Here is a 26,410-nt window from a genome sequence, read left to right on the forward strand (position 1 = left end):
CTAGGTTGGGCGCACCCCGTCCAGTACCAGCCGAACCAGGTACTCGACGAGGTCGGCCTCGCTCCACGACGGCCGCGTGAGGATCAGCATCGTGACGGCTCCGCGCAGGGTGTCGAGCACCGCACCGCCGTCCACGTCGGCGCGTACCTCTCCGGAATCGATTGCGCGACGGAACACCTCGACGTACCGGGCCCGTACCGGCTCGATGAACCGGCGTTCGGCGGCCTCCTGCAACGCCGGGTCGGCGACCATGTCTCCGATGAGTCCGGGCAGCCCCCGGCGGTACTGGGGCAGGGCGTGCAGCGCCACCATGTCCCGCACCATGGCAGTGAACGTCTCCGCGAAGGTCGCGTCGGCGGGAACCGCACGCGCCGAGAGCGGTTCGGCACGGAACAGCACCTCCTGCACCAGTGCCGCCTTGGAGCCCCACCACTGGTAGAGCAGCGGCCGCCCGACGCCGGCCCGCCGGGCCACCGCCGCGAGGGTGAGCGCCTCGTAGCCGTCGTCGATCAGCAACTCGGTGGCGGCGGCGAGCACCGCACGATGCCGCTCGCGGTCGCGGGGACGACCCCGCCCCACACCTGTCTCGCCCACTCGACACTCCTCCGCCGGATCTACTGACAAATAATCTTACGTCGTGTAAGGGTAATAGTCGGACACCTCACGTCCGGTCCGAACGAAGCGGAGCCCGAATGCCTTTGATCGACGTATCCCGGCCCAACCCGGCCGTCACGGTGCTCACCCTCAACCGCCCCGAGCGGCTCAACGCGCTCAGCTACGCCCTCGTCGAGGAACTGCACGCCGCGCTCACCGAGCTCGAGTACGACAACTCGTGCCGCGTCGTGATCCTCACCGGGGCGGGACGCGGCTTCAGCGCCGGCCTGGACCTCAAGGACTCGACGCACGTGGCGCCCACCGCAGCCGGACTCACCGGACCCGCGGCCGGGATGCGCACCCAGGAGTACATCGCCTCGCTGGTCCCCCGTCTGCAACGGCTCCCGCAGACGGTGATCGCGGCGGTCAACGGGCCCGCCTTCGGTGGCGGTCTGGCTCTGGCCGCGGCGTGCGACCTGCGGATCGCCGGGGCGTCGGCACGCTTCGGGGTGCAGTTCGTCAAGGTCGGAGTCTCCGGCTGCGACATCGGCATCAGCTACACGCTGCCACGGCTGATAGGCGCGGGACGTGCCACCGAACTGATCACCACGGCACGGGAGTTCGACGCCACGGAGGCCGAGCGCATCGGATTCGTCACGCGCATCGCGCCCGACGACGAACTGCTCGACGCGGCCCTCGAACTCGCGCGGACGCTCTGCAACCACAGCCCGTTCGCCCTGTCCATGACCAAGCAGGTCCTCGCCGCGAACTCGTCGGCGGGCAGCGTCGACGCGGCGATCGCACTCGAGAACCGCACCCAGATCCTGGCCGGCACCGGCGGCGAGTTCGCCGAGGCCGCAGCCGCATTCATCGAACGCAGACAGCCCGCCTGGGTGGACACAGGAGACCGACCGTGAATCGCGACAAACTGAATCGCCTCTTCGACCTCACCGGCCGTACCGCCGTCGTCACCGGTGGCACCCGCGGCATCGGGCTCGCCCTCGCCGAGGCCTACGTGGCCGCGGGTGCGAACGTGGTGGTGGCCAGCCGCAAGGCGGAGGCCTGCGCGCGCGCCGAACAGCATCTGAAGGACATGGGCGGCAACGCACTCGGGGTGCCCACCCATCTCGGCGAACTGGACGACCTCTCGACGCTGGTCGATCGTTCGGTCGACACCTTCGGCGGGATCGACATCCTCGTCAATGCGGCCGCGAACCCGCTCACGCAGCCGCTGGGAGCGTTCACGCCCGACGCGTGGACCAAGTCCTACGACGTCAACCTGCGCGGCCCGGTGTTCCTCACCCAGGCCGCACTGCCGCACCTCGAGGCCAGCCCGCACGCGGCCGTCCTCAACGTGATCTCGGTGGGCGCGTTCATGTTCTCACCGGGCGTCGCGATGTACGCGGGTGCCAAGAGCGCCCTGCTGTCGTTCACCCGGTCGATGGCGGCGGACTTCGCGCCCCGCGGGATCCGGGTCAATGCGCTCGCCCCCGGATCCGTCGACACCGACATGGTCCGCAACAATCCGCCCGAGGCCATCGAGGCGATGCGCACGATATCGCTGCAGAAGCGGATCGCCGATCCCGACGAGATGGTCGGTCCCGCACTGCTCCTCACGTCCGATGCCGGCAGCTACATCACCGGGCAGGTGATCATCGCGGACGGCGGAACCGTCGTGCACTGACCCGGAGTGTGACCCGTACCACTGAGCGAGAAGCGTCCTTCACATCCCCGCCCCGACGCGAGATGGTCTGCCTCGAACCGGACAGTCCGGTTCGAGGCAGACCTCGGAGGACGCATGGCACGGCTCGACGGCAAGATCGCGATCATCACGGGCGCAGCGCAGGGCATGGGCGCCGCGACGGCCCGCCTCTTCGTCGCGGAGGGCGCTCGTGTCGCGCTCGGCGACGTGCTCGAGGACAAGGGCCGCGCGCTGGCCGAGGAACTGGGCGACGCGGCGTTCTTCGCGCCCCTCGACGTGAGCAGCGAGGCGTCGTGGACCGCATTCGCCGACCAAACGGTCGAACGATTCGGCGGCCTGGACATTCTGGTCAACAACGCCGGCGTCATGCACTGGTCCCCGATCGAGGACATCGACGTCGCGAAGACCGAGCGCCTGCTGGACATCAACGTCCTCGGAAACCTGCTGGGCGCCAAGACCGTCGTGCCGACGATGAAGCGCGCCGGTCGCGGCGTGATCGTCAACATCTCGTCGGTGGACGGCCTGCGCGGCGTCAACGGGCTCGCCGCCTACGCCGCCAGCAAGTGGGCGGTCCGCGGGCTCACGAAGGCGCTCGCCTACGAACTCGGCCCGGCCGGCATCCGGGTGTGCTCGGTGCACCCGGGCGGGGTGGACACCACGCTCGGCAATCCCGGCGGCCTCCGCGGCGACGACCTGCAGAGCAAGTACACCGGTGTGCCGCTGCAACGCATCGGCGAATCCGAGGACATCGCGCGGGCCACCCTGTTCGTCGCGAGCGACGAGGCGTCGTACATCTCGGGCGCCGAACTGGCCGTCGACGGCGGCTGGTCGGCCGGCACCTACTACCCGGGTCTGCCGGGCACCCCGGCGGCGCTGCTCCCCTGACGTACCGGTGGCCGCCGCCCGCCCGGCGGCGGCCACAATGTACGCCGTGAGTTCCGAGATCGCCCCGCCCGTATCCACCCCGAGCACCACCCCGACCGGGCGCGTACGTCGGATCCACCCGGGCTGGCCCGCGGCCGCCGTCGCCTTCCTGGCGCTGGTGGGCGCCGCCGCATTCCGGGCGGCACCGTCGGTGCTCATCGACCCGCTGCACGACGACTTCGGCTGGTCCCGGGCGAGTATCTCGGCGGCCGTGTCGGTGAACCTGGTGCTGTACGGGCTGACGGCGCCGTTCGCGGCGGCGCTGATGGAACGGTTCGGCATCCGGAAGGTCGTGACCGCCGCGCTGGCGCTGATCGCGCTCGGCAGCGGCCTGACCGTGTTCATGACCACGACGTGGCAGCTGGTGCTGCTGTGGGGCGTGCTGGTGGGCCTCGGCACCGGATCGATGGCACTCGCCTTCGTGGCGACGGTGACCGACCGCTGGTTCGTCGCACGCCGCGGACTGGTCACCGGCATCCTCACCGCCGGCGGCGCGGCCGGGCAGCTGGTGTTCCTGCCCGTCCTCGCGACGCTGGCCGAGCGCTACGACTGGCAGACGGTGTCGGTGACGGTGTCGTTCGCCGCGCTGGCCGTGGTGCCACTGGTACTGCTGTTCCTGCGCAACCGTCCCGAGGACGTCGGCACCACGCCGTACGGCGCCCCCGCCGACTACGTGCGGCCCGCGACTCCGGACGCACCCGGCGGCGCGGTCGGCCGGGCGCTCGGCGTCCTCCGCTCGGCCGCCCGCACCCGCGTGTTCTGGCTGCTGGCAGGCACGTTCGCGATCTGCGGCGCCAGCACCAACGGACTGGTCGGCACTCACTTCGTCCCGGCCGCGCACGACCACGGCATGCCCGTGACGGCGGCCGCGAGCCTGCTCGCGGTGATCGGCATCTTCGACCTGGTCGGCACCATCGCGTCGGGCTGGTTCACCGACCGCTTCGACGCCCGCAAGCTCCTCGGCATCTACTACCTACTGCGCGGCATCTCGCTGATGGTGCTGCCGCTGCTGTTCGCACAGACCGTGCACCCGCCGATGATCGCGTTCATCATCTTCTACGGCCTCGACTGGGTGGCGACCGTGCCGCCCACCGTCGCGCTGTGCCGCAAGCACTTCGGCGCCGACGGCCCCATCGTGTTCGGCTGGGTGCTGGCGTCGCACCAGATCGGCGCCGGACTGGTCGCGTTCCTGGCCGGACTGGTCCGCGACCGCTTCGGCGGCTACGACGCCGCCTTCTTCGTCGCCGGCGGGCTGTGCGCGATCGCGGCGGTGATGGCCCTCGCGATCGCGAAGTCACCGCGACGCTGACGACGCACCCGCGATGAGTTTCCTCTCCCCCGTCGGTCAGTATCGAGGGGTGTCCCGGGCACGATCGACGAAACGGGAGGTATGCGATGAACGAGACCACCGACGCGAGCATCCAGGCGATGATCGCCGCCGAACGCGGAGAGATGGCGGACCTGCTGGCCGCGCTCCCGGCGGACCTGTGGAATCGCCAGACGCTGTGTGAGGGCTGGCGGGTCCGCGAGGTGATTGCCCACACGACGATGCCGTACCGCTACTCGACGCCACGCATCGTCCTGGGAATCGTCATGGCGGGAGGCAACTTCAACCGCTTCTCCGACCGGGCGGCGCGACGCGACGCCGAGGCAGTCGCCTCCGACCGACTCGTCTCGTGTCTGCGGGAGAACGTCCACCACCCGTGGAAGCCCCCGGGCGGCGGGTTCGCCGGCGCGCTGTCCCACGACGTCATCCACGGCCTCGACATCACCGTCGGGCTCGGACTCGACCGGCAGGTGCCGCTCGAGCGGTTGCAACTGGTCCTCGACGGGGTGACACCGAAGAACCTGAAGTACTTCGGCGTGGACCTCGACGGCGTCGAGCTGCGCGCCACCGACCTGGACTTCACGCTCGGCTCGGGCAGCCCCGTCACCGGATCTGCGCAGGACGTCCTGCTCGCCGTCAGCGGGCGCAAGCTGCCGCCCGGTCATCTGCACGGTGTGCAGGCGCACCGATTCACGCGGAGCTGATCGACGCCGCTCGCTGGTGGCCGCCATCCCTTTCCGTGGCACTGTTCGGGTCAGGGCAGGAGCACGAACTTCCCACGCGCATGCGGTTTCCGGAGCGCCCGGTGTGCTTCGGCCGCGTCGACGAGAGCGAACCTGGTGCCGACGGCGACGTCGAGACCACCGTCGCCGGCCATGTCCACCAGCAGCGGGCGGGCTTCACGGCGAATCCTCGCGCTGTTCTCGTTTCCCCCGCCGATCGACAGGAAGCCGTCCTGCTCCGCCCGGCCGAACGCGACGATGGTGACGATCCGGTCCCGCGGGGCTCCCAACGCGAGCGACGCGTCGACAGCCTCGTCGCTACCGACCGTGTCGATCACCGCGTCCACCCCGTCGGGGGCGATCGCGCTGATCCTCTCGGGCAACCCCTCGCCGGGCAGCACCGGCAGCGCCCCCAGGGTGCGGAGGAAGTCGTGGTGCCTCTCCCATGCCACCCCGACTACCACCGCACCCCGTGCGACCGCCAACTGCACGGCCAACTCGCCGACCCCGCCGGCGGCGCCCTGGATGACGACGACATCACCCTCCCCGACACCGGTCACCGTGAGTGCGTCGATGGCGGTTCCGCCCGCTACGAGCAGGCCCGCCGCCGACTCCCACGACAACGCGTCCGGTTTGGGCAGAACGTCTTCCGCCGGCAGCACCACCTGCTCGGCGTAGGCGCCTTCCCCGGCGTACGCGATCACCTCGTCGCCGACGCGAACCGCGTCGACGTCGTCACCGACCGCGATGACGACGCCGGCGCCTTCGACGCCCGGACGGACGGGCAGTCGCGCTGGGTCATGTCCGAAACTGCCGTTGTAGAGCTTGTAGTCGACCGGATTCACCCCGATCGCCCTCATCTGCACCACCACCTGCCCGGACTCGGGCGGCGGAATGTCCCGATCGACCACCTCGAGGACCTCCGGCCCTCCGTACGCGTTCGCGACCACGGTTTTCGCCATAACCGAAGAACCGTGGCCCCGCGACGCGTTATTCCCCTCGCCGCCTAACCGTTACGCCCCTTACCTGCGGAAACTAGTTGGATGCGGCGGCCGCGGCGGTGCGACGCTCGATGTTCTCGGCGACCTCCCGCTGCCAGGCCGCGACGGGCTTGGTGGTGTCCATCTCGAACTCGAAGCGGTTCACCATGTCCGGGGTGATGTCGGCGACGTCGACGTAGAACTGCTCGTACCAGCGACGCAGCTGGTACACCGGCCCGTCCTCCTCGCACAGCAGCGGATTCTCGATCCGGGTCTTGTTCTTCCAGATCGCGACGTCCTGCTCGAAGCCGATCGTGATGTACGACGCCATGCTGGTGGCCAGCTCCTGCGCCTCCTCGCCCCGGATCTCGTCGGTCTGCTTGACCTTGATGCCGTACATGAGCACGAACTTGTCCGGCGTGATCGGGTAGTGGCAGTTGATCAGGATCGAGTCGATGTCGAAGTCGGGATAGCGGTACTTGAGTTCGTCGACCATGAAGGACGGCCCGTAGTACGCCGCCACGGAGTCGTTCCCGACGGGGGTGGCCTTCTCCGACGCCGGTCGCTTCATATCTTCCCGGCCGACACCCTCGTAGTACTGCGTGGCGACGTGGCCCTCGAAGATGTTCTTGAACTTGATGGGAAAGCCGTAGTGCACGTAGAAGAAGTGCGCCATGTCGACCACGTTGTCGATGATCTCGCGACAGTTGGTGTCGATGGTGATCGACTTCCACACCCAGTCGGTCCACTCCTCACCGGGCTGGCTCATGTCCGGGATCGTGACCTCCGGCGGCGGCGGGTTGCCCTCGGGGTCGTGCCAGACGAACACCAGTCCGTCCTTCTCCATCGTGGTCCATGCGCGGGTCCGGGCCAGCGGGGGCACGCGGCGGGCATACGGGATATCGGTGCACTTGCCCTTGCCGTTCCACCGCCAGTCGTGGAACGGGCACGCCACCGAATCGCCCTTGACCTCGCCCTGACTCAGGTCGCCACCCATGTGCCGGCAGTACGCGTCGAGCACCTGCAGCTCGCCCTGGCTGTCCGCGAAGACCACCAGTTTGGTGCCGAACGCGTGCACCGGGTGCGGCTTGCCGTCGTTGAGGTCCCGCGTGAGTCCGACGCAGTGCCAGCCCCGCGCGAATCGCGTCGGCGCCGCACCGGCGTCGATCATCCGAACTTCTTCGCTATCCGTCTCTATCGCCGTCATGTCCGCTCCCCGAATCCCTTTCGGTGAAATTGTTCGATCGTTCGATCAACCGCTCGGGCGATCGCGTGTCCTGGCTCACAATCCGACAGGTGTCCGGCGAGAGTGACACGGATCTCACTCAATGGGACCGAATCGGACCATTTGTCCTCGATTGGTGACCAAAGTCCATACGGATCCGGCGATTGAATGCCCGCTCCGACGACCGGCGGGGCATCGTGGAGGAAGCACTGGGTACGCGTTCCACGACCCGGAAGGATCCGCCGATGTCCGACACCCCCGCGGCGCAGTCACCCGATCCGACGGCCTCGAACGGTGCACCGCCGGTCATGTTCGTCCACGGCCTGTGGCTGGCGGCCTCGTCCTGGGATCCGTGGCGCGAGAAGTTCGGCGCGGCAGGGTTCTCGACCCTCGCCCCCACCTGGCCCGGCGAGGCACCGACCGTCACCGACACCCGCGCCCACGCCGACGACCAGGCCGGCATCGGGATCGACGAGGTCACCGCCCATTTCGCCGAGGCGATCGCGCCACTGGGACGCAAACCGATCGTCGTCGGGCACTCGTTCGGCGGCCTGATCGCCCAGAAACTCCTGGCCGCGGACGTCGCCGCCGCCGCGGTCGCGATCGATCCCGCACAGATCCAGGGCGTGAAGGCGCTCCCGTTCGCGCAGCTGCGCTCCTCGTTCCCCGTCCTCGGCAACCCCGTCAACGCCAAACGCAGCGTCACGCTCACCCCGGACGCCTTCGCCTACGGTTTCGGCAACGCGCTCGACCGAAGCGAATCGGACTCGCTGTACGACCACTGGGCCATCCCGTCCCCGGGCCGGCCGCTGTTCCAGGCCGCGTTCGCCAACTTCCTGCCGGGATCACCCGCCCACGTCGACACCAACGTGGAACGCGGACCGCTGCTGATCCTCGGCGGCGGACAGGACCACACGGTGCCCGAATCGGTCAGTCGCTCGGCGTACCACCGCTATCACCGGGCGCACACCGACAACGACTACCTCGTCTTCCCGGACCGCGGTCACTCGCTGACCGTCGACCACGGCTGGCCCGAGGTGGCCGACACCGTGATCGAGTGGTTGGCGACGAAGGGATTCGGCGCGGCGGTCAGCCACTGACCTGGGCGACGTCCGGCCGGCGGGCCTTCCTCGGACCATTACCGTAGGCCCATGACAGATCTCGGCGTGCAGGACCGCCGCACCGTAATCGACGTGACTGCCCGCGCGCTGACCGAGGTCGGTGCGCCGTGGGTCGTCAACATCGTGGCGTCGATGATCATGGGTGTCGCGGTGGGCGCTCCCGGCTGGGGGGTATTCGTCGCGGTGTGCGCCGGCGTCGTCCCGATGGGCGTCATCCTGGCGGGGATGCGGCGGGCGCGGATCGGCGATCACCACGTCACCCGGATCGACGAGCGTCATCTGCTGATGGTCGTGCTGCTCGTTGTCGTGTTGGGCGGGTTGGTCGTCCAGATCGTGGCGCACGCGCCGATCGAGATGATCGCGTTCATGTCGGCGGGCCTGGTGGCGCTGCTGGTCGCGGCCGTGATCACCAGCCTCTTCCACTGGAAGGTCAGCGTCCACACCGGTGTGTCGGCAGGCGTGACAGTCGTTTTGGCGCTCGCAGTGTCGCCGTGGTGGCTGCTGACGCTGGTCCTCACACCGTTGATCGGCTGGTCCCGGGTTCATCTCGGAGACCACACGCGCGGGCAGGTCGTCGTCGGCGCGCTCGCCGGAGCGCTCGCCGCCGGCCTGACGTACGCGTCCATCGCCTAGGACGGCTCGTCGGCGCGACCCTCGATCAGGCCGGCAGGTTCTCCGTGGCCCAGGCCGTGATCTCCCGCAGCGCCGGGAGAAGCGCCTGGCCGGACGGCGTCAGACTGTAACTGACAGCGATCGGCGGACCGTCGTCGACCACCCGCTGGACCAGTCCGGCCTTGCCCAGAACGCCGAGCCGCTCGGAGAGCACCGAGTCGCTGATGCCCGCGACCGCGCGGCGCAACTCGGAGAATCCGGCCGGGCCGGACAGCAGGGTCGCGAGAATGACGCCGTTCCAACGCTTCCCGAGAAACTCGAAGGCGCGTGCGAGGGCCGCGTCGCGCTGTTCACCGAGGCGCGCACCGCGAACACGTTCGCCCCCACCCCCGTCAGCGACGCCGAGCTCGCCGAAATCTGGGAGCTCGCGAAGTGGGCGCCGACGGCAGCCAACACCCAGCCGCTGCGGGTGCTCTTCGTCCGCACCGACGAGGGTCGCGCGCGGCTCGCCCAGCACATGGCCGACGGCAACAAGGCGAAGGTGCAGGCAGCGCCCGCGGTGGCCGTACTCGCGGTGGACACCCGCTTCCACCAGCACATTCCGACAGTGTTCCCGATCCGCCCCGAAATGGCCGACTTCTACGAGGCCAACGAGGAGGTGCGCTCCGGCACCGGGTCGTTCAACTCGGCACTGCAGGCGGGCTACTTCATCCTCGCGGTCCGCGCGCTGGGCCTGGCGGCCGGGCCGATGGCCGGCTTCGACGCCGCCGGGATCGACGGCGAGTTCTTCGCGGACGGGCCGTGGAAGTCGATCCTTGTCGTCAACATCGGCCACCCCGGCGAGAACCCGTGGTTCGACCGTCTCCCCCGGCTCGACCCGGCGGAGACCCTGCACTGGGCCTGAGACGTCGTCAGCTCCCCGTCGCCGCGATCTCGGTGAGCAGGGTGGACGCTCGGTCGATGGCATCGTCGGCCGAGCGTCCCTCGCCCTGCACCGCACCCACCACGAGGCGGCCGGGCGCACCGACGGTCGCGGCGAAGAGAAAGACCCCACCCGCCTCGTCCGTGGTGCCGGTCTTGAGGCCCACCACGCCCTGCCGGCCGAGCAGCCAGTTCGTGTTCCGCACGACCCCGACGCCGGAGATCACCGCGTCGGGCCGTGCCACGATCTCGGCGATCACGGGGTGTCGCATCGCGGCCGCGGCGAGCAGCGTCAGATCGTGCGCGGTGCTGGTCGTCGAAGGCGAGAACCCGCTCGCGTCGGATCCGACCGTGGTGGCGGTCATGCCGAGTGAGCGGACCAGACCGGTCGCCGCCGTCCGGTAGTCGGCGAGCGAACCGAACGCCCACGTGGCGAGGGTGTCCGCCAGGTTGTTGGCCGACGGCAGCAGCATGCCCTCGAGGATCTCCCGTTGGGTCAGCTCTTGTCCCTGCCCGACCACCACCACGGAACCCTCGCGGGCGGCGTAGCTGCGGTACAGCTCGGCGTCGGCCTCCGTCATCGTCAGGACGGGGCCGTCCTCACCCGGCGCCAGCGGTTCCTTCCCCAACACCGTCAACGCGGTGATGATCTTCGCGGTGCTCGCGGTCGGTTGTGGGCGCTGCTTCGGATTCGCGACCCGGACCTGACCGTTCTCGTCGTCGGCGAGCACGTACGCGGTGGACGCCCCGTGTCGGTACAGGCTGACCGGGCCACCGGATCCCGGGGCCGCCATCAGATCCACGAACCAGAGTGCGGCGACGACGAGCAGGATCACGATGGCGATCGGGAGGACGAGCCCCCTTCGAAGGTTGTGCATGCCGTCCACCGTCGCGGCGGTGTATTCGGATCCTGCCGGGGTTGTGTCACCGTTCTGCTACAACGTGTGGCGCTCATTGTGGCGTCCGGTCCCGCCCGGAGGATGGGGTCCATGAGTTCGGTGCTGCTGATCGAGGACGACGACAACCTGCGTGACGCATTCGGTCTCGCGCTCGGTCGTTACGGGCACACGGTGACGCCGGCCGCCTCCGGATCGACCGGGATCGCCGCGCTGGGGAGCGGAACGTTCGACATCGTGGTGCTCGACGTCATGCTCCCGGACGTCGACGGATTCGAGGTGTGTCGGCGGATCCGGTCCGACAGTTCCGTCCCGATCGTGATGCTGACCGCCCGCGGCGAGGACGTCGACGTGGTCTCGGGACTCGAAACCGGGGCCGACGACTACGTGGTCAAGCCGGTTCAGCCGCGGATCCTCGACGCCCGCATCAAGGCGGTACTGCGACGCACGGCCGGAGCCACGGTTCCCGAATCCGCCCGCGAGGTGCACGGCGACCTCGTCATCGACCGCGACGCGTTGACGGTCACCGAGGGTGCCCGTCGGCCCGCTCTCACCCGCACCGAGTGGCAGCTGCTGCTGGCACTCTCGGAGCGCCCCGGTCAGGTGTTCTCCCGGGAACAACTGCTCGAAAGGGTGTGGGGCTTCGACCATCTGGGTGGGTCCCGCCTCGTCGACGCCTGTGTGCAGCGGTTGCGCGCGAAGCTCGAGAAGGATCCGTCGGCACCGCGGTACGTGCAGACGGTACGCGGCTTCGGCTACCGATTCGGGCCGGTCGCATGAGCTGGCGCAGACCCGGGCTGCAGGCCCAACTTGTGGTGGTCCTCTCGGCACTCGCGTTCGTCGCCGCGGTCGCGGCCTCGGCGGCGGTGTACCTCCAGGCGCGCAACAACATCTTCTCGGCGGCCCAGGACCAGATCCTGAACGGGTTCGCCGACACCATCGACGCCGCCTCCGACTGGATCGGACCGGAGCCGACCCGCCGCGAACTGGCGGAGCTCACCATTGTCGGCGACGGCAGCGTGGCGCGCTCCGGGAACGTCCAGGTCGGCAGCTGGCCGTTCGACGTCCCCGACCCGCCGCAGGCGCTGCTGAATCGCGTGGAGCAGTCCCCGATGCCGGTCTTCCAGCGCGAGTCCGGGCACGCCGTGCCACTCTTCTACGTCGCCGGGCAGATCCGGAACGACTGGAACAGTGAGGAGTTGACTCAACCGGTGCTGGTCACCGCCGTATACAACCTCGCGCAGGCCCAGTCCCAGATCGACAGCCTCGAGCGCCGGGCCGCAGCCGTCGCCGCCGTCGTCGCGGTCCTCGGCGCCCTGATCGGTCTGTGGATGGCACGCAGACTGGTGCTTCCGTTGCGCCAACTCAACGCGGCGGCCGCATCACTCGTCCCGGGCACACCCCGCCGCGAGCTGACCGCCGCGGCCGGACACGAACTGGCCGAGCTGGTCTCGACGTTCAACCGGACTGCGGCAGAACTCGATCGCACCGTCGCCGACCTCGCGGCCAAGGAGGCCGACGCGCGACGCTTCGTCGCCGACGTGTTCCACGAACTCCGCACGCCACTCGCCGCGCTCGTCGCGGTCGCCGAGATCCTCGAGGACGACGCGGCGTCGATGGAGCCCGACACCGCGCGGGCGGCCCGAATCGTGAGCCGCGGCACGGAACGACTCTCCCGACTCACCGAGGACGTCATCGAGATCTCGCGCTTCGACACCGGCCGCGCCGACCTGGACCTGCACGTCCACGATCTGACTGAACTGACCCGGGAATCGCTCGGCACCCGCGGATTCGAGGACCGGGTGCGGCTGATCGACGGCACCCCCGTCCGGTGCACCGTGGACAGGCGGCGGCTGGACATCGTGATCGGGAACCTCGTGGCGAATGCGCTCGCCCACGGACGACCACCGGTCGTGATGACCGTGACCGGGGACGACGAGACGGCCGTCCTCTCCGTCACCGATCACGGCCCGCCCATCCCGGACGACCAGCGCCGACGGTTGTTCGAGCGCTTCTACAAGGCCGACGCGTCCCGTGGCGACACCGAGGGCAGCGGCATCGGGCTGGCCCTGGTCGAGGAGAACGTCACCCTGCACGGCGGAACCATCACCGTCACATCGGGTTCCGGTGGCAACACCTTCACCGTCAGGCTGCCCCGACTGCCCCCGCTTCCCGGTCACGCGAACGAGACGTGAGCGGCGCACCCCGCCCACACAGGAGACTCACATCCTCACCTCAGGGGCCGCTCGAGGTCGGGGCATCTACTGGAACGTGCAGCACCGACCGGTGCGGTTCGAGATCACGACATGGCCCCGGCCACGGAAGGATGGCGGACTCGGCGGTGGCGGGGGGCTGGGCGGCTTCGGCAGCTAGAAACACGGTCCGCTCGCAGGTTCCGGGTCGGCAGGTCACCGGCCCGGAACGGGCACCTGCCCGTCGCTCACAGGCCAGTCGGCGATGCTCCGCAGCAGATCGTTGAGGTGGGTACAGGTGTCGACACCGCGGAACTCACGCCGGACCCGCGCCTCCACCTCTGCCACCGCCATGCCCACGAGGCGACCGGCGCTCGCGACCGCGCCCGGGCAGTCGAACCACGGCAGCACGCGCGGCGTCGCGACGGCCTCCCGGATGACGCCGGTCTCGGCGTCCGCGACCACCGCGAGCTGGTACTCGTGGATCACGGTCTCGACCCCGTCGGCGCGGCCGTAGGTGTCGCGGAACATCGCGTCGATGTGCACCGCGCCGTCGGCGACCCAACGGTCGATGCGCCGACGTCGACGCATCGAGTGCGGGGCGAGCGGGCCCGGCAGTCGACCGAAGGCGTCGTCGATCCGCGGCGCGACCGGACCGTCCGCGACGGGGCTACGCCCACGCACCCCGATCGTCGCGATGAGGGCTCCGCGTTCGGCGTATCCGGCGCACTGGTCACCGACGGGAACGTATCCGGTACTCGCAGTTCCGCTTTGCGGATCCAACTCGTTCGCCGCGGACACCGCGTGCCCGGAGATGAGGGTGCCCAACGGCACGTCGTCGAGCAGCAACACCAGCGGCGTATCCCGGCGGACGGCACCGCCCGCGACGACCGCGCCCAGGCGTCCACGGAACCCGGAGATTGCGGATTCGCCGACGAGGCCCGCGAGTTCCGGGACGGCGGGCGTGGTCTCCAGGCCGGTCAGAACGCGGCCGCGGTGGTAATCCACAGTTGCTCGGAGAGCAGCGGTTTCACGAACCGACGGAAACCGGTCCGCGTCGATCTCGAAATCCCACGCCCGCCCCGACAGTTCGAGTGCGCCGCCGATCCCGGTGGGCCGGTCCAGGTCCAGACACGTCACGCGCCGACGCGATGTCGCACGCGCCACTGGGGCCTCCGCCCGCGGTCCGCGCACGGAACCGTGCAACGCGGGGTCCGGTACGCGCTCGCTCATGCAGACGACGGTGCCTCGGGACCCGGAAACCGTCAAGACGGGGTCTCATCCGTCGGGACGAGGGTCACGAACAGACCGGTCTTTTCGGTTTGCAATGATCGGACTCGGACAGGTTGATGGAGCGGATGTCCGTGTTTGCCCGCCATCATGACTGTCGGCGTGCACAATCGAGACCGAAACGGGGGGTGGATCTTGATGAGACAGCGTCGAGACAATCATTGTCCCGACCCCCCTCCGCGCCGCAGTTCGACGTGGGCGCCACCCCGGAAGCGACTGCTCGCCCGCTTGGATCGCAACTCTCCGATCACCGTCATTCGCGCGCCACAGGGGTTCGGCAAGCTCGATCTGGTCAGGTCCTGGCTGGATACTGCTCGTTCGGACTTCCGTGCGGTGCTGTGGATTCCGGCCCCCACCGGGACTCCGGATTCCGAAGCGTTCTGGACCACGGTGATGGATCGGATCCGCACTGCGGGCGTCATTGCCGGGGAGACGAATCCGGGTGGCGATGCCACCTCGGCGGCCGAGTCGGTCCGCGAGTTCCTTGCGCGGAGCGGGGCGCCGGTACTTCTCGTGCTGGTGCGGGTCGATCTGGTTCGTGACGACCGGATCGAGGAGGAGATCCTCCACCTGCTCGACCGCTGCCACAACGTCAACATCGTCGCGACCACGTGCGGACGGTCGCTGTTCGGCGATCCGATCCGTGTGGAACCGACGCACGAATTGATTCTCACGCGCGATCTTCTCTACACCCGCGAGGACGCCCGAGAGCTGTTCGCACACTCCGAAATCGAGCTCGAGCCGGGCGAACTGGAGTACATCCTGGAGCGCGTCGGCTCGTTGCCGGCGCTCATGCGTGTCGCGGTCGTGGTCGCCAAGACGCTGCCCGACCTCGCGGGTCGGCGGGCGCTGCTCGCGCATCGGCTCGACAACGCGATCGACCGATACGTGCATTCCACTGTCCTCGCATGCCTTTCGGTTGACGCCGATCGCAATTTCGTCATCGCGGTGGCATCTGCCCGCGTCATCACTCCGGACGTCGCGACACTGCTCACCGGGGTGGACGACGCGGCCCGGCGTCTCGAGTCTCTCGAATCCGCCGGAATCGTCAACCATTGCGAGACGGTGTTCGAGGACGCCTGGGAGTTCGCCCCCGCGATCCGGGACCGGCTGATCGCCGCCCAGGAGTCGGTCGGCATCCAGCCCGCGCAGAACCTGACGAAACTCGCCCGTCATTCGCTGGAACGAGGGGACGTCGCCGGCGGCCTGGCGTACGCGGCCGAAGCCCGTGACTGGGATCTCGCGATCGATCTGATCGACACGCACTGGGTCGGTCTCGTCGGAAGTCATCTCACCGTACTGCGGGCAGTCCTCCGTGAAGTGCCGGAGGAGCGGCTCGCGTCGCGTCCCGCGATCAAGGCCGGACGCGACCTGTTCACGGCCCTCGACACGCAGTCCACGATTCCGGAGAGCGTCCTGCCCGACGATCCGAGGGACGTCGAGACATCCGGAGCCGCTCCGGCTGCCGAGCACGCGCTCGCCGTCGGTTGCGTACAGGCCCTCATGCTGCGGCTGGCGGGCGAGCACGAGCGCGCTGCGGAGTTGACGCGCCGGCTGTCGCACCTTGTCCGCGGGGCACTGGACGCCCGGCCCGACGAGATCGGACCCCAGCTTCCGGGCATGCGGCTGCAGTGGGGGATCACCTACCAACTCGCGGGGGCGTTTCCCGAGTCCACGGTCGAGCTCCGCCTCGCCCATCGCGGCGCCCTGGCACAACGGATCCGTGTCGGGGCCCGCCACGCCGCCGGCAACTCCGCGATGAACTGGGCTGTCGTCGGCGAACCGGGACGCGCCACGGAATGGCTCGAACTCGAGGACGCCCATCCGGACCCGGACGGCTGGCTCGAACCGCGGGCCAAGGTCGGCGGTCTCGTCGCCCGCACCCTGGTGGCGGTGGACCGGCTGGACTTCACGGCGGCGGCCGCCTGGCTCGACGAGCTGGGTGAGGCGTCCGGGCGAGAAGAGCTGTGGCCGTTCGTGACCTATGCGCACGGACGCTTCGCGTTGGCCGCCGGTCAAGCGCATGCCGGAATGGCCGTCCTGCAGCGGGCGATCGCATCGCATGCCGCGGTGCTGCGCCCGGGATCGACGATCGATCTGGTGCTGACGGCCCTCGAGGTCGATCTGCGCCTGGCGCTCGGCGAAGGCAACCGGGCGCTGTCCGTCCTCTCCACGCAGACTCCCGACGAGCCGATCCTCGCGGCGACCGCGGCCCGCGCCCGCCTGCTCACCGGTGCGCCGGCGGCAGCACTGGCGCTGTGCCGCAAGTTCGATTGGTTCAGCTACCCGTTCACCCGCACCCAACTGGAGGCGCTGCTCGTCGAGGCCGCCGCCCATCGGGCCCTGGGTGAGAACGCCGCCGCGACACGGGCCTGGCAACGCGCGGCCGCCATCGCCGACCGCGCCGGGCTGGTGAGCACGCTCTCGACGGTGCCGCGAGAGTTGTTGGCAGCGCTCGACTCCGCCGCGGCGAACCCGTCGTCGACCGCGCGCGTCCTGCTCGCGTCCGATGCGCCCGAGATGTACCCGGCGGCCGTGCATCACGTCGACCTCACCGCGCGCGAGCGGGCCGTGCTCGCCGAACTGGCGGTGGGTCTGTCGACGGTCGAGATGGCCCGCAAGCTGTTCGTCTCGACCAATACGATCAAGAGCCAGTTGCGGTCGCTCTACCGGAAGATCGGCGCCCACTCCCGCGACGAAGCGTTGGAGATCGCGTACCGCACCGGTTTGATCGACTGAAGGCCGTTCGAGAGGAACCCCGACATGCACGACCCCCTAGGCGCGACGTCGCCGGCAGGCCCCACGGCCCGCTCCACCGGACACTTCGCCGACCTCGACTTCGCGGGGTTCTGGAACGACGGCGACTACTCCTGCGAGAACTATCTCGAACCCACACCGAGCGACGCGCTGATCGCGGAGGTCGAAGCGGAGCTCGGCTACCGGCTGCCCGACTCCTATGTGGAGCTGGCGCGGATGCGCAACGGCGGCATGGTCGAGCGCTCGTGCCATCCGACGGACGAGCCGACGGGTTGGGCCGAGGATCACATCCAGATCACCGGCATCTACGCGATCGGCCGGACGGCGACCTATTCGCTGTGCGGCGAGCTGGGCTCGGCGTTCATGCGCGACGAATGGGACTACCCCGACATCGGCATCGGCGTCGCCGACACCCCGAGCGCCGGTCACGAGCAGATCATGCTCGACTACCGCGCATGCGGCCCCACCGGCGAACCGTGCGTGGTCCACGTCGACCAGGAGGCCGACTACGCGATCACTCCCGTCGCACCCGACTTCGCATCTTTCGTCCGAAACCTGGTGAGCGAGGACGAGTTCGACGACAGCGCGGAAACCCTCGCCGCCGACCTCGAGACGGTGCGGCTCGGCACGCTGTCGCCGATCGTGCGACGCGCTCTCGACGCCGCCGACCTGCCGGACGGTGAGGCCGTCGTCCGCGCACTCGCGGAACGGATCGTGGAGGCGAAGGGCTTCTACTCGCTGCACGCCGACCCCGACTCGCACCTGATGTACGACGCGATGTTCTGGCTGTACTCGCACCTGACGACCGCCACATCGTTCGAGGACTTCGTCCACAGAGCCGAGGGACAGACCGACTACGCCAGGCCCTGCTACACCCTCATGGTCACCACGCGCTTCGTCGACGATCCGTACGGGTTCTGCACCGGCGGCTACGCCGAGGGATTCCTGCGCGACTGGTGGGATGCGCGGATTCAGGCCGGGCACATCGTCCCGTCGGGCGCGGGCTACCGGCTCGATCCGGAGTACGCGACGCAACTCGTCCGGGTTCTGCGCGCCGTCGCCGGCACCTTGTAACCGCGTAACCGCGTATCGGTAGATCCGCACCGCAGCGCCTACCCGCCCTGCTTCAATCAGGTATGGGCCCACGCACCGGGCAGTCGATCGGATCCAGGGCGACACTCGTCCTGGCGACGCTGTCGGCCGGTCAGTTCCTGATGACCCTCGACAGCTCGGTCATGAACGTGTCGATGGCGATGGTCGCGTCCGACCTCGGAACGACGATCACCGGCATCCAGACGGCGATCACGCTGTACACGCTCGTGATGGCGACGCTGATGATCACCGGCGGCAAGATCGGGAGCATCGTGGGCCGCCGCCGGGCGTTCGCGATCGGGCTCGTCGTCTACGGGGCCGGGTCGCTCACCACCGCCCTCGCGCCCAATCTCACGGTCCTGCTGATCGGCTGGTCGCTACTCGAGGGCATCGGTGCGGCACTCATCATGCCCGCCATCGTCGCGCTGGTCGCATCCAACTTTCCTCCCGAGAGACGCTCGAGCGCATACGGATTGGTCGCCGCGTCCGGCGCGATCGCGGTCGCGGCCGGTCCGCTGATCGGCGGTGCCGTGACCACCTTTGCATCGTGGCGGTACGTCTTCGCCGGCGAGGTGGTCCTGGTCCTGGTGATCCTGCCGGTGCTCCGCCGGATCGAAGACACGCCGCCGTCCCGGGTGCGCCTCGACATCATCGGCTCGCTGCTGTCGGTGCTCGGTCTGGGACTCGTCGTGTTCGGTGTGCTGCGGTCCGGCGAATGGGGCTGGCTGCGCAACCGACCCGGCGGGCCCGAGATGTTCGGTCTGTCCCCCGTGTTCTGGCTCGTCGTGTCCGGACTGCTCGTGGTCTACGCATTCATGCGGTGGGAGGCGCGCCTGACCCGGCTGGGGCGGGAACCGCTTCTCGACACCCGCCTGCTCGGCAACCGGCAACTGTCCGGCGGCCTGACGATGTTCTTCGCGCAGTTCCTAGTCCAGGCCGGTGTCTTCTTCGCAGTGCCGCTGTTCCTGTCCGTCGTCCTCGAACTCAGTGCGCTGCAGACCGGGATCCGCCTGCTCCCGCTGTCGATCGCGCTCCTCCTGGCCGCCGTCGGTATCCCCCGGGTGCGGCCGCACGCGTCGCCGCGACGCGTCGTCCGCCTCGGGTTGGGGTCCATGATCATCGGCATCCTCATCCTCGCGGCCGGCATGAATCCCGGAGCCAACGCCGGCATCGTCGCCGTCCCGATGCTCCTGATGGGGCTGGGCCTGGGGGCGCTCGCGTCACAACTGGGCGCGGTCACCGTGTCGGCGGTGCCCGATGCACGCAGCGCCGAGGTGGGTGGTCTGCAGAACACCGCCACCAACCTCGGCGCGTCTCTCGGCACCGCACTCATCGGATCGGTCCTGATCTCGACCCTCACCGCGTCGATCATCGCCGGAATCCAGAACGATCCGCGGGTCCCCGAAACCGTGCAGCAGCAGGCCGAGACCGATCTCGCGAGCGGCGTGCCCTTCCTCAGCGACACCCAACTCGACGCCGATCTGCGCGACGCCGGTGTGGATCCGAACACCGCGAGCGCGGTCGTCGACGCGAACTCCGACGCCCGGCTCGAGGCCCTGCAGAGCGCGCTCTCGGTGGCCGCGCTGCTGGCCGTCGCCGCCCTGTTCGGCACCGGGCGGATACCTCGCAGGCCGGTCGGATCCGACGAGGAGAACGCCGACGAGTGAGGCCCGTCAGGCCCGCGAACACAGAATCCCGTTGGGCGACAGTCACTCCGGGCGCATCGAGCCCGTCTCGTTGAACCGCTGGTGGAACGACAGCGCCTCGCCCAGCAGGTGCGGGGTGTGGCCGGCCGACGGGTACGCCTCGGCGCGGTCGACATAGTCGAGCAGCATGGCCCGGTAGTCGGGGTGCGCGCACTTGTCGATCACGACGCGCGAGCGCTTGCGCGGCGAGAGCCCGCGCAGATCGGCCAGGCCCTGCTCGGTGACGAGCACCTGGACGTCGTGCTCGGTGTGGTCGACGTGCGGGACCATCGGCACGATCGACGAGATCGCGCCGCCCTTCGCGGTGGACGGGCTCAGGAACATCGACAGGTAGCCGTTGCGGGCGAAGTCGCCCGAGCCGCCGATACCGTTCATGATCTTGGTGCCCATGACGTGCGTCGAGTTCACGTTGCCGTAGATGTCGGCCTCGAGCATGCCGTTCATCGCGATGATGCCGAGACGGCGAACGATCTCCGGGTGGTTGCTGATCTCCTGCGGCCGCAACACGATGTGCTTGCGGTAGAAGTCGATGTTCGACATCAGTTCGTCGATGCCCTCCTCCGACAGCGCCAGCGACGTGGCCGACGCGTACCGGACGGTGCCGTGCTTGATGAGGTGCAGCATCCCGTCCTGGATCACCTCGGAGAAGCACGTCAGGCCCTTGTGCGGTCCGGCATCCAGACCCTGCAGCACCGCGTTGGCGACGTTGCCGATGCCGGACTGCAGCGGCAGCAGGCCGTCGGCGGGCAGCCGCCCCTTCGACACCTCGTACTCGAAGAAGTCGAGCACGTGTGCCGCGATGGCCTGGCTCACCTCGTCCGGCGGGGTCAGCGGGCTCGCGCTGTCGCGGGCGTTCGTCTCGACGACGGCGACCACCTTGTTCGGATCCACCCGCAGCGTCGGCTGGCCGATGCGGTCCTCCACCGAGATCAGCTGGATCGGCTTGCGGTACGGCGGCAGCGCGGTGCCGTAGTAGACGTCGTGGATGCCGGCCATCGCGTCGGGCACCCACGAGTTCACCTCGAGGATGACCTTGTCGGCGACGTCGAGCCAGGTCTTGTTGTTGCCGATCGACGCGGACGGGACCAGCTCGCCGGACTCGGTGATCCCGGCGACCTCGACGACGGCGACGTCGACGTTGCCGTAGTAGCCCTCCCACACCTGCTGCGCGACGTGCGAGAGGTGGATGTCGACGTAGTCCATGCGGCCGCTGTTGATGTTGCGGCGCGCGGTCGGCTCGGACTGGTACGGCATCCGCAGCGAGATGCCGTCGACCTCGGCGAGGAGGCGTTCGGTGCCCACGGACACCGAGGCTCCGGTCAGGAGGTTGATGGTGAAGTTCGACCCGGCACCGCGGACGGCGTGGATGCGGTCGGCGAGGGCCGGGATGATCGCCTTGGGTGTGCCGGCGCTGGCGAACCCACTGATCGCGACGGTGTCGTGGGGGTGGATGAACTTGACGGCCTCCGCGGCGGAGGTCACCTTGTTCCGGAAACCCGAATTGCGGATCCGGGTCGGGTTCGACAGGGAACCGGCTTCGTCCATGCGCGAGGTCACAGTGACAAGGCTAACTCTCGACCTGCCGATGAAATGTCCGCCTCCATTGATCAAAATGTCTCTGACGTGCGGGTTTCGTTCCGCAATGCGCGCGGAGATCGGTGACGCGCCCGAAACGTGCGACGAGCGTGCACATCGCCGCGACGAACAGCGTTCCCCGGTTCAGCCGAACACCCAGTTTCCAAGAACCATGTAAGCCGCGGTGCCACCGACGATGCTGAGCAACGCGTGACGGCGCCACAGGTGCAGACCCACGGTGACGGCCAGCGCGACCACCGCCGGCACCAGCGACGACGGCGTCGCCGAGACGTTCCGCAGCGTGTACACCGCGAGGATCAGCATGATGCCCACCGGCATGTGTATGCCCAGGTAGTGCACCAGCGCCGACGAACGCAGCGGGGCGACGATCGCGAACGGCACGGCGCGCAGCGCGAAGGTGACGGCCATGATCACCGCGAGGGCGGTCAGGATGTACGCGACGTCAGGCATCGACGGCGTCCTTCCCGCTCCGGCGGTGCAGCAGGAAACGGACCATCAGCGCTGCCACGAACAGCGTCATCGCGACCATCAGCATCTGTTCGCGCGCGATGACCAGGGCCGCCAGCGCGCTCAGCAGCGCCAGGATCGGGGTGGGGATGTCCCGGCGGGCGCGGAACGCGTCGAGCGCCAGCACCACGAACAGGGCGGTGAGCGCGAAGTCCAGGCCGACGAGTTGCATCGGGATCGCGTTGCCGACGACGGCACCGACGACACCGCCGAGCACCCAGTACAGCTGGCAGAACACCTGGATGAAGAGGACGCGGCGACCGCTCAGGGTGTCGGGATCCTTGCCCGCGGTGACCGCGTACGCCTCGTCGGTGAGCGCGTACATGCTGTAGACCTTCGCGAGACGTCCACGCACCCGGTGCATCGGGAACGACAGCCCGTAGAACACGTGCCGGAAGTTGACGAGGAACGTCGTCATCGCCACCGACGCGAGCGGCGTGACCGCCAGCACCAGCCCGATCGCGAGGAACTCGAGCGAGCCGGCGTAGATCGTGAGCGAGAAGATCGGTGCCCACCACCACGCGAACCCGGACTGGACCAGCAACAGGCCGAACGCCAGCCCGAGCGGGAACAACCCGAACCCGACGGACACGGTGTCGCGGGCCGCCGCGCGGACATCGGACCGGCGCGACTCGGCGGGGGAGGCTTCGAGGCCCGGGAGCTCGGGAAACGCGCTGGTCACGAGGCAATAATAGTGCCGTATCGATGGCATGTGATTGCCGGATATTGCCCCAGGAGCCGATGGGGCGCAATATTCTGCTGTGGATGATCTCGATCGCGCAATATTGCGCGAGTTGCGTTCGAACGCCCGGCTCACCAATGCCGAACTGGCCGATCGGGTCGGGCTGACGCCGTCACCGTGCCTGCGGCGGGTGCGGCGCCTCGAGGCCGACGGCGTCATCGTCGGCTACCAGGCCGTCGTCGACCCGGACGCTGTCGGACGCGGATGCGAGGTGATCGTCAACGCCGAGATCGTGTCGCAGGACCGCAAGACGGTCGAGCAGTTCGAGAACGAGGTGGGCGCATTCGACGAGGTGGTGGAGTTCCGCCGCATGATCGGCCTGCCCGACTACTTCATTCGCGTCGCCGTCGCCGACCTCAACGCGTTCGAGGTGTTCCTGCGCACCAAGCTGATGGAACAGCCGGCCATCTCGAAGATCGAATCGCACCTGACGATGAAGAAGTTGAAGGGTTGAGCACTTTACAGGAACCGGGGCAGTCGGTTTCGATGAATCGCGCAATCCGGATGAGATCGCGCAATATTTCACCCTGCCGCCACCCCCACTCCCGCCCCGCCCGAGGGCGCGTCTGTAACTAGCTTTGTACCCATCGGCCGTCGGGGCGCTGAGGAGTACGGAAACAATGGTCATCGCTTTCGGCATGCGCGCCCACGGGCGGGCACAGGCCATTCACCAGATCGAGCAGGGTCTCCAGAACGCCGCCGCAGGCTCGGGCTCGGCGCTCGTCGTGACGGGGACGCGGCGGTCCGGGCGCACCCACTTTCTCGACGAGGTGTACCGGATGCACGAGGGCCGGACCGCCTTCGTCACGGGCCTTCGCGCGTCCGACCTTTCGCCGCTCGCTGCTTTTCTCCCGCTTTTCACCCGCATCGGGGTCGACGGGGACGCCCTGGTCGGGGCAATCCCCAATGACCGCAAGCCGGCAGTGGACGATGTCGGGGCAATCATCGGCGACCGTGTGTTGTCCGCCCTCGAATCCTTCGACACGGGCGAGTTCCCGTTGCTCATTGCCGTTGACGACGCCGACCTCCTACCGCCGTCGTGTATCGCGATCCTCGGCTACGTGGCTCGACGCCTCGCGAAGTTGCGGGTGTTCGTCGTCCTGACCTCCGGGCCCCGGGTCGATCCCCGCCTCCAGGCGCTCCCCCAGCTGCCCATGTACACGATGACGCTCGCCGAATCGGGCGCGTTCGTCGAGTCGGCGACCGGCGGCCGGCCGCCGCTGTCCACAATCATCGAGCTGCACCGCATCGGCCGCGGGAACCCCGTCGATATCGGGGAGCTGTGTGAGCATCTGACCACAGCCCAGCTCCACGGACATTCGGTACTCCCGACACCAGTTGCGGTGGCGCACAATCGCACCGCTCGGTGGCGCAATACCGTGGCAAGCCTGACCGCCGCGCAGCGAGCCGCCCTCACCGTGCTGTCGATAGCCGGGGCGGTGGAGCCCGATCGACTGGTCGAGACGCTCCGGTCGAAGTTCGGTTCGGACATCGACCTGGATCACGAGATTGCCACCCTCGTGCGTGCGGACCACATCCAGTCGATTCGTCACCAGGTGCACGTCCACAGCCACCTCGACCGCGCCGCGATCTATACGATCGCCCCACCGAAGCTGCGGGTGGAATGCCATCGCGTCGTCGACAGCCACTCGTTGCTGCGCGAGCGACCCGCTCTCGCAGCCGCGAACCGGGTATCCACCGGCGAGCCGGTGGATATGCATACCGACGAGATCATCCGCCGGATGGCTGAATTGGCCAAGTCCGGAGAGGTTGCGCTCGCGATCCACACCATTCGCAGGGTTCTCGACACACTCGACACGTCGGACGAGACCCACCAATCGCGTCTGGTGGCCCATGCGCTACGAATCGCGACCTCGTGGGGATACTTCGCCGACGCCACTCAGTTCGCCGACTGCATCGAGCCGCAGCTCCTGCGCCCGGATGAGGCCGCCGCCGCCGTGGCCACCCAGCTTTTCCTGTGCTATCTGCGGGATGAACGGTTCGACGACGAGTGGGTTCGGAACACCGTGACTGCGCTCGCGTCTCGATGCCCGCATTCCGCATCCACGCTCGCCGGCGTCGCGGGCTACCTCCACCTGTGTCGACACGAGCAGGAACAGGCGCACCTCGTGCTCGCCGCCGCCGAATCGGCGGACCTCCGCGAGTCCGGCCCGGCACCGACCGCGTCACTCGCGAAGGCCCATCTCGCGATTACCGATGGTTCGTCGGAGCTCGCGAGCCATCGGCTGTCGTCGAGTGCGGTCACCGACCGCATGAACGACCATCGTGTGGGGTCCGCGATGTCGGCGCACCTGCTGCAGCAGCTCGGTCGCCACAGCGAAGCGGGCAACAGCCTCGGACGACTCTCGACGCAGGCCACCTCTCCGGTGGAACGCACGGTTGTGATGACACTGCAGGTGGACGGCGAGCTGTTCGCCGGAAACATCGACGCGGCCCGCCTGCTGTGGGACGAAAGCCAATCCCTCGTCCCGGCTGAAGACTGTCTGCCCTCCCTGCGCCTGTGTCAGCGCATCCAGATCCTCGGGCTCTCCGGACGATTCAACGACGTCGACGACCTCGTCGACCGAATCCGATCGACACCGTCGTCACACGCTCACCGCGCCAACGAGTCGCGCCTGCGGTGGGCACTCGGTCAGATCGCCCTGATGCGCGGCGACTACGAATCCTCGATTTCGTTGCTGGAGCAGAGCTTCGACCTCGACGGCCAGGTCGGTGGACACTGGCAGCTGCAACGACAAGTGGATCTGATCGAAGTGTTCGTACGCTCGGGCGAGCCCGAGATGGCCGAGCGGGTGCTGCGCACGCTCGGGTTGCGCCTGGCCGCCCGACACTCGCCCAGCACCACCGTGACCCTCGCCCGCGGTGAACTGCTCGTCGCGAAGTCGCCGGAGGAAGCGCGCATGGCGCTGTCACGGGCACTGGGTCCTCGGACCGCGCCGGCGCCGACCCTCGAACGTGCGCGCGCGCATGCGATCTATGCCGATCGACTGCGTGCCGATTCGGAGGTCACCTCGTATCGGCACCACCGCCGGACGGCGCGTTCGCTGTTCGCCCGGATCGGGGCGGTGGGATGGCTCGACGCCGCCAGGGTGACACGGGAGACCTCGGCCGCCGACCAGCCTCCCGTCCCGAGTCTCGCTCAGTTGACCGAGCAGGAGAACGAGATCGTCGGTCTGGTGCTCCAGGGTCTCCGCAACCACGACATCGGGCGTCGAACGTTCATCTCACAACGCACGGTCGAGAAGCGACTGACCGGGGTGTTCCGGAAGCTCGGAATCCGTTCACGGGCAGAGCTGTTCGCTGTCGCAGCGGCAGAGCGCACCGAGGCCGGTGCCACATCTCCTGGGCATCCCCGCCGGGCCGGTTGAGCGTCCACGGGCGGCAGCGCGTACCCACAGTGTCAGCAGATCCACTCCCGCATTCATGAAGTCGACAGGTCACCACCGTCGTGGGGCGTTCGGCGCCGTGGAGACCTAACGAGCG

General features: G+C 68.8%; 23 protein-coding genes and 1 pseudogene. 15 read left to right on the forward strand and 9 right to left on the reverse strand.

From position 1 onward, the window contains the following. Positions 1-594, reverse strand: coding sequence for a TetR/AcrR family transcriptional regulator (locus DEU38_RS24110; RefSeq protein WP_258558130.1), 594 nt, complete (start codon positions 592-594; stop codon positions 1-3). 98 nt (positions 595-692) lie between these two features. On the opposite strand from DEU38_RS24110, the gene DEU38_RS24115 reads away from it, so the two are divergent. From DEU38_RS24115 to DEU38_RS24135, 5 genes are all read left to right on the forward strand, one after another. After that, positions 693-1,511, forward strand: coding sequence for an enoyl-CoA hydratase/isomerase family protein (locus DEU38_RS24115; RefSeq protein ID WP_114723915.1), 819 nt, complete (start codon positions 693-695; stop codon positions 1,509-1,511). Further along, positions 1,508-2,278 (forward strand): SDR family NAD(P)-dependent oxidoreductase, encoded by a 771-nt coding sequence (locus tag DEU38_RS24120; RefSeq protein ID WP_114723916.1) that lies wholly within the window; start codon positions 1,508-1,510, stop codon positions 2,276-2,278. Before DEU38_RS24115 ends, DEU38_RS24120 begins: the two co-directional genes overlap by 4 nt. A 114-nt stretch (positions 2,279-2,392) precedes the next feature. Continuing rightward, positions 2,393-3,181: an SDR family NAD(P)-dependent oxidoreductase gene (locus tag DEU38_RS24125; RefSeq protein ID WP_114723917.1), complete on the forward strand. Its 789-nt coding sequence runs from the start codon at positions 2,393-2,395 to the stop codon at positions 3,179-3,181. Between the two features lie 46 nt (positions 3,182-3,227). Then, a complete protein-coding gene (locus DEU38_RS24130; protein WP_397484752.1) occupies positions 3,228-4,529 on the forward strand; it encodes an MFS transporter in 1,302 nt (433 codons plus the stop codon). 86 nt (positions 4,530-4,615) lie between these two features. After that, positions 4,616-5,251, forward strand: coding sequence for a maleylpyruvate isomerase family mycothiol-dependent enzyme (locus DEU38_RS24135; RefSeq protein WP_181818927.1), 636 nt, complete (start codon positions 4,616-4,618; stop codon positions 5,249-5,251). Between the two features lie 50 nt (positions 5,252-5,301). Here DEU38_RS24135 and DEU38_RS24140 read toward each other — a convergent pair whose 3' ends face one another. Next, on the reverse strand, positions 5,302-6,231 hold the full coding sequence (locus tag DEU38_RS24140; protein WP_114723919.1) for an NADP-dependent oxidoreductase: 930 nt from the start codon (positions 6,229-6,231) through the stop codon (positions 5,302-5,304). Positions 6,232-6,304: 73 nt separating this feature from the next. Next, complete coding sequence (locus tag DEU38_RS24145; RefSeq protein WP_114723920.1) at positions 6,305-7,456, reverse strand: Rieske 2Fe-2S domain-containing protein; 1,152 nt, start codon at positions 7,454-7,456, stop codon at positions 6,305-6,307. A 263-nt stretch (positions 7,457-7,719) separates the two neighbouring features. Between DEU38_RS24145 and DEU38_RS24150 the strand changes: the two genes are divergently transcribed. Both DEU38_RS24150 and DEU38_RS24155 read left to right on the forward strand, forming a co-directional pair. After that, entirely contained in the window at positions 7,720-8,574 is an 855-nt protein-coding gene (locus DEU38_RS24150; protein WP_114723968.1) for an alpha/beta hydrolase, read from the forward strand. 51 nt (positions 8,575-8,625) lie between these two features. Beyond that, positions 8,626-9,228, forward strand: coding sequence for a hypothetical protein (locus DEU38_RS24155; protein ID WP_114723921.1), 603 nt, complete (start codon positions 8,626-8,628; stop codon positions 9,226-9,228). Positions 9,229-9,253: 25 nt separating this feature from the next. Here the strand turns inward: DEU38_RS24155 and DEU38_RS24160 are convergent. Further along, positions 9,254-9,550: pseudogene (locus DEU38_RS24160) on the reverse strand (winged helix-turn-helix transcriptional regulator); the annotation flags it as partial. 3 nt (positions 9,551-9,553) lie between these two features. Here DEU38_RS24160 and DEU38_RS24165 point away from each other — a divergent pair. Further along, positions 9,554-10,111, forward strand: a complete 558-nt coding sequence (locus tag DEU38_RS24165) for a malonic semialdehyde reductase (RefSeq protein ID WP_114723922.1) — start codon at positions 9,554-9,556, stop codon at positions 10,109-10,111. A 7-nt stretch (positions 10,112-10,118) separates the two neighbouring features. Here DEU38_RS24165 and DEU38_RS24170 read toward each other — a convergent pair whose 3' ends face one another. After that, complete coding sequence (locus DEU38_RS24170) at positions 10,119-11,006, reverse strand: D-alanyl-D-alanine carboxypeptidase family protein (protein ID WP_114723970.1); 888 nt, start codon at positions 11,004-11,006, stop codon at positions 10,119-10,121. Between the two features lie 102 nt (positions 11,007-11,108). Here DEU38_RS24170 and DEU38_RS24175 point away from each other — a divergent pair, with 102 nt between their 5' ends. Both DEU38_RS24175 and DEU38_RS24180 read left to right on the forward strand, forming a co-directional pair. Continuing rightward, on the forward strand, positions 11,109-11,804 hold the full coding sequence (locus tag DEU38_RS24175) for a response regulator transcription factor (protein WP_114723923.1): 696 nt from the start codon (positions 11,109-11,111) through the stop codon (positions 11,802-11,804). Next, entirely contained in the window at positions 11,801-13,219 is a 1,419-nt protein-coding gene (locus DEU38_RS24180) for a cell wall metabolism sensor histidine kinase WalK (RefSeq protein ID WP_114723924.1), read from the forward strand. The genes DEU38_RS24175 and DEU38_RS24180 overlap by 4 nt, the downstream gene beginning before the upstream one ends. 213 nt (positions 13,220-13,432) lie before the next feature. On the opposite strand, the gene DEU38_RS24185 is transcribed toward DEU38_RS24180, so the two are convergent. Continuing rightward, entirely contained in the window at positions 13,433-14,449 is a 1,017-nt protein-coding gene (locus DEU38_RS24185) for a DUF2889 domain-containing protein (RefSeq protein ID WP_114723925.1), read from the reverse strand. Positions 14,450-14,734: 285 nt separating this feature from the next. Here DEU38_RS24185 and DEU38_RS24190 point away from each other — a divergent pair, with 285 nt between their 5' ends. The 3 genes from DEU38_RS24190 (at position 14,735) to DEU38_RS24200 (ending at position 20,022) form a co-directional block, all read left to right on the forward strand. Next, on the forward strand, positions 14,735-17,245 hold the full coding sequence (locus DEU38_RS24190; protein ID WP_258558131.1) for a LuxR C-terminal-related transcriptional regulator: 2,511 nt from the start codon (positions 14,735-14,737) through the stop codon (positions 17,243-17,245). 24 nt (positions 17,246-17,269) lie between these two features. Continuing rightward, positions 17,270-18,337: an SMI1/KNR4 family protein gene (locus DEU38_RS24195; protein WP_114723927.1), complete on the forward strand. Its 1,068-nt coding sequence runs from the start codon at positions 17,270-17,272 to the stop codon at positions 18,335-18,337. 62 nt (positions 18,338-18,399) lie between these two features. After that, positions 18,400-20,022 (forward strand): MFS transporter, encoded by a 1,623-nt coding sequence (locus DEU38_RS24200; RefSeq protein WP_114723928.1) that lies wholly within the window; start codon positions 18,400-18,402, stop codon positions 20,020-20,022. Positions 20,023-20,064: 42 nt separating this feature from the next. Here the strand turns inward: DEU38_RS24200 and DEU38_RS24205 are convergent, their stop codons facing one another. From DEU38_RS24205 to DEU38_RS24215, 3 genes are all read right to left on the reverse strand, one after another. Further along, on the reverse strand, positions 20,065-21,606 hold the full coding sequence (locus DEU38_RS24205) for an acetyl-CoA hydrolase/transferase family protein (RefSeq protein ID WP_181818931.1): 1,542 nt from the start codon (positions 21,604-21,606) through the stop codon (positions 20,065-20,067). 174 nt (positions 21,607-21,780) lie between these two features. Next, positions 21,781-22,107 carry a branched-chain amino acid transporter permease gene (locus DEU38_RS24210; RefSeq protein WP_114723930.1) on the reverse strand — a complete coding sequence of 109 codons (327 nt, stop codon included), beginning with the start codon at positions 22,105-22,107 and terminating at the stop codon, positions 21,781-21,783. Then, on the reverse strand, positions 22,100-22,846 hold the full coding sequence (locus tag DEU38_RS24215) for an AzlC family ABC transporter permease (protein ID WP_309473114.1): 747 nt from the start codon (positions 22,844-22,846) through the stop codon (positions 22,100-22,102). Before DEU38_RS24215 ends, DEU38_RS24210 begins: the two co-directional genes overlap by 8 nt. A 79-nt stretch (positions 22,847-22,925) precedes the next feature. On the opposite strand from DEU38_RS24215, the gene DEU38_RS24220 reads away from it, so the two are divergent. Together DEU38_RS24220 and DEU38_RS24225 are read left to right on the forward strand one after the other, a co-directional pair. After that, positions 22,926-23,360 carry an Lrp/AsnC family transcriptional regulator gene (locus DEU38_RS24220; protein ID WP_114723932.1) on the forward strand — a complete coding sequence of 145 codons (435 nt, stop codon included), beginning with the start codon at positions 22,926-22,928 and terminating at the stop codon, positions 23,358-23,360. A gap of 166 nt (positions 23,361-23,526) precedes the next feature. Then, on the forward strand, positions 23,527-26,295 hold the full coding sequence (locus DEU38_RS24225; protein ID WP_114723933.1) for a LuxR family transcriptional regulator: 2,769 nt from the start codon (positions 23,527-23,529) through the stop codon (positions 26,293-26,295). The last annotated feature ends 115 nt before the right edge of the window (positions 26,296-26,410 follow it).

This window comes from Rhodococcus sp. AG1013 (assembly GCF_003350365.1).
Classification (GTDB): Bacteria; Actinomycetota; Actinomycetes; order Mycobacteriales; family Mycobacteriaceae; genus Prescottella.

What these genes read in the sequence shown, in the direction of transcription:
- DEU38_RS24115 (WP_114723915.1), top strand. Translation starts at nt 693, where the DNA reads ATGCCTTTGATCGACGTATCCCGGCCCAACCCGGCCGTCACGGTGCTC.
- DEU38_RS24125 (WP_114723917.1), top strand. Translation starts at nt 2,393, where the DNA reads ATGGCACGGCTCGACGGCAAGATCGCGATCATCACGGGCGCAGCGCAG.
- DEU38_RS24135 (WP_181818927.1), top strand. Translation starts at nt 4,616, where the DNA reads ATGAACGAGACCACCGACGCGAGCATCCAGGCGATGATCGCCGCCGAA.
- DEU38_RS24140 (WP_114723919.1), bottom strand. Translation starts at nt 6,231, where the DNA reads ATGGCGAAAACCGTGGTCGCGAACGCGTACGGAGGGCCGGAGGTCCTC.
- DEU38_RS24145 (WP_114723920.1), bottom strand. Translation starts at nt 7,456, where the DNA reads ATGACGGCGATAGAGACGGATAGCGAAGAAGTTCGGATGATCGACGCC.
- DEU38_RS24150 (WP_114723968.1), top strand. Translation starts at nt 7,720, where the DNA reads ATGTCCGACACCCCCGCGGCGCAGTCACCCGATCCGACGGCCTCGAAC.
- DEU38_RS24155 (WP_114723921.1), top strand. Translation starts at nt 8,626, where the DNA reads ATGACAGATCTCGGCGTGCAGGACCGCCGCACCGTAATCGACGTGACT.
- DEU38_RS24170 (WP_114723970.1), bottom strand. Translation starts at nt 11,006, where the DNA reads ATGCACAACCTTCGAAGGGGGCTCGTCCTCCCGATCGCCATCGTGATC.
- DEU38_RS24175 (WP_114723923.1), top strand. Translation starts at nt 11,109, where the DNA reads ATGGGGTCCATGAGTTCGGTGCTGCTGATCGAGGACGACGACAACCTG.
- DEU38_RS24180 (WP_114723924.1), top strand. Translation starts at nt 11,801, where the DNA reads ATGAGCTGGCGCAGACCCGGGCTGCAGGCCCAACTTGTGGTGGTCCTC.
- DEU38_RS24185 (WP_114723925.1), bottom strand. Translation starts at nt 14,449, where the DNA reads ATGAGCGAGCGCGTACCGGACCCCGCGTTGCACGGTTCCGTGCGCGGA.
- DEU38_RS24195 (WP_114723927.1), top strand. Translation starts at nt 17,270, where the DNA reads ATGCACGACCCCCTAGGCGCGACGTCGCCGGCAGGCCCCACGGCCCGC.
- DEU38_RS24200 (WP_114723928.1), top strand. Translation starts at nt 18,400, where the DNA reads ATGGGCCCACGCACCGGGCAGTCGATCGGATCCAGGGCGACACTCGTC.
- DEU38_RS24205 (WP_181818931.1), bottom strand. Translation starts at nt 21,606, where the DNA reads ATGGACGAAGCCGGTTCCCTGTCGAACCCGACCCGGATCCGCAATTCG.
- DEU38_RS24210 (WP_114723930.1), bottom strand. Translation starts at nt 22,107, where the DNA reads ATGCCTGACGTCGCGTACATCCTGACCGCCCTCGCGGTGATCATGGCC.
- DEU38_RS24225 (WP_114723933.1), top strand. Translation starts at nt 23,527, where the DNA reads ATGGTCATCGCTTTCGGCATGCGCGCCCACGGGCGGGCACAGGCCATT.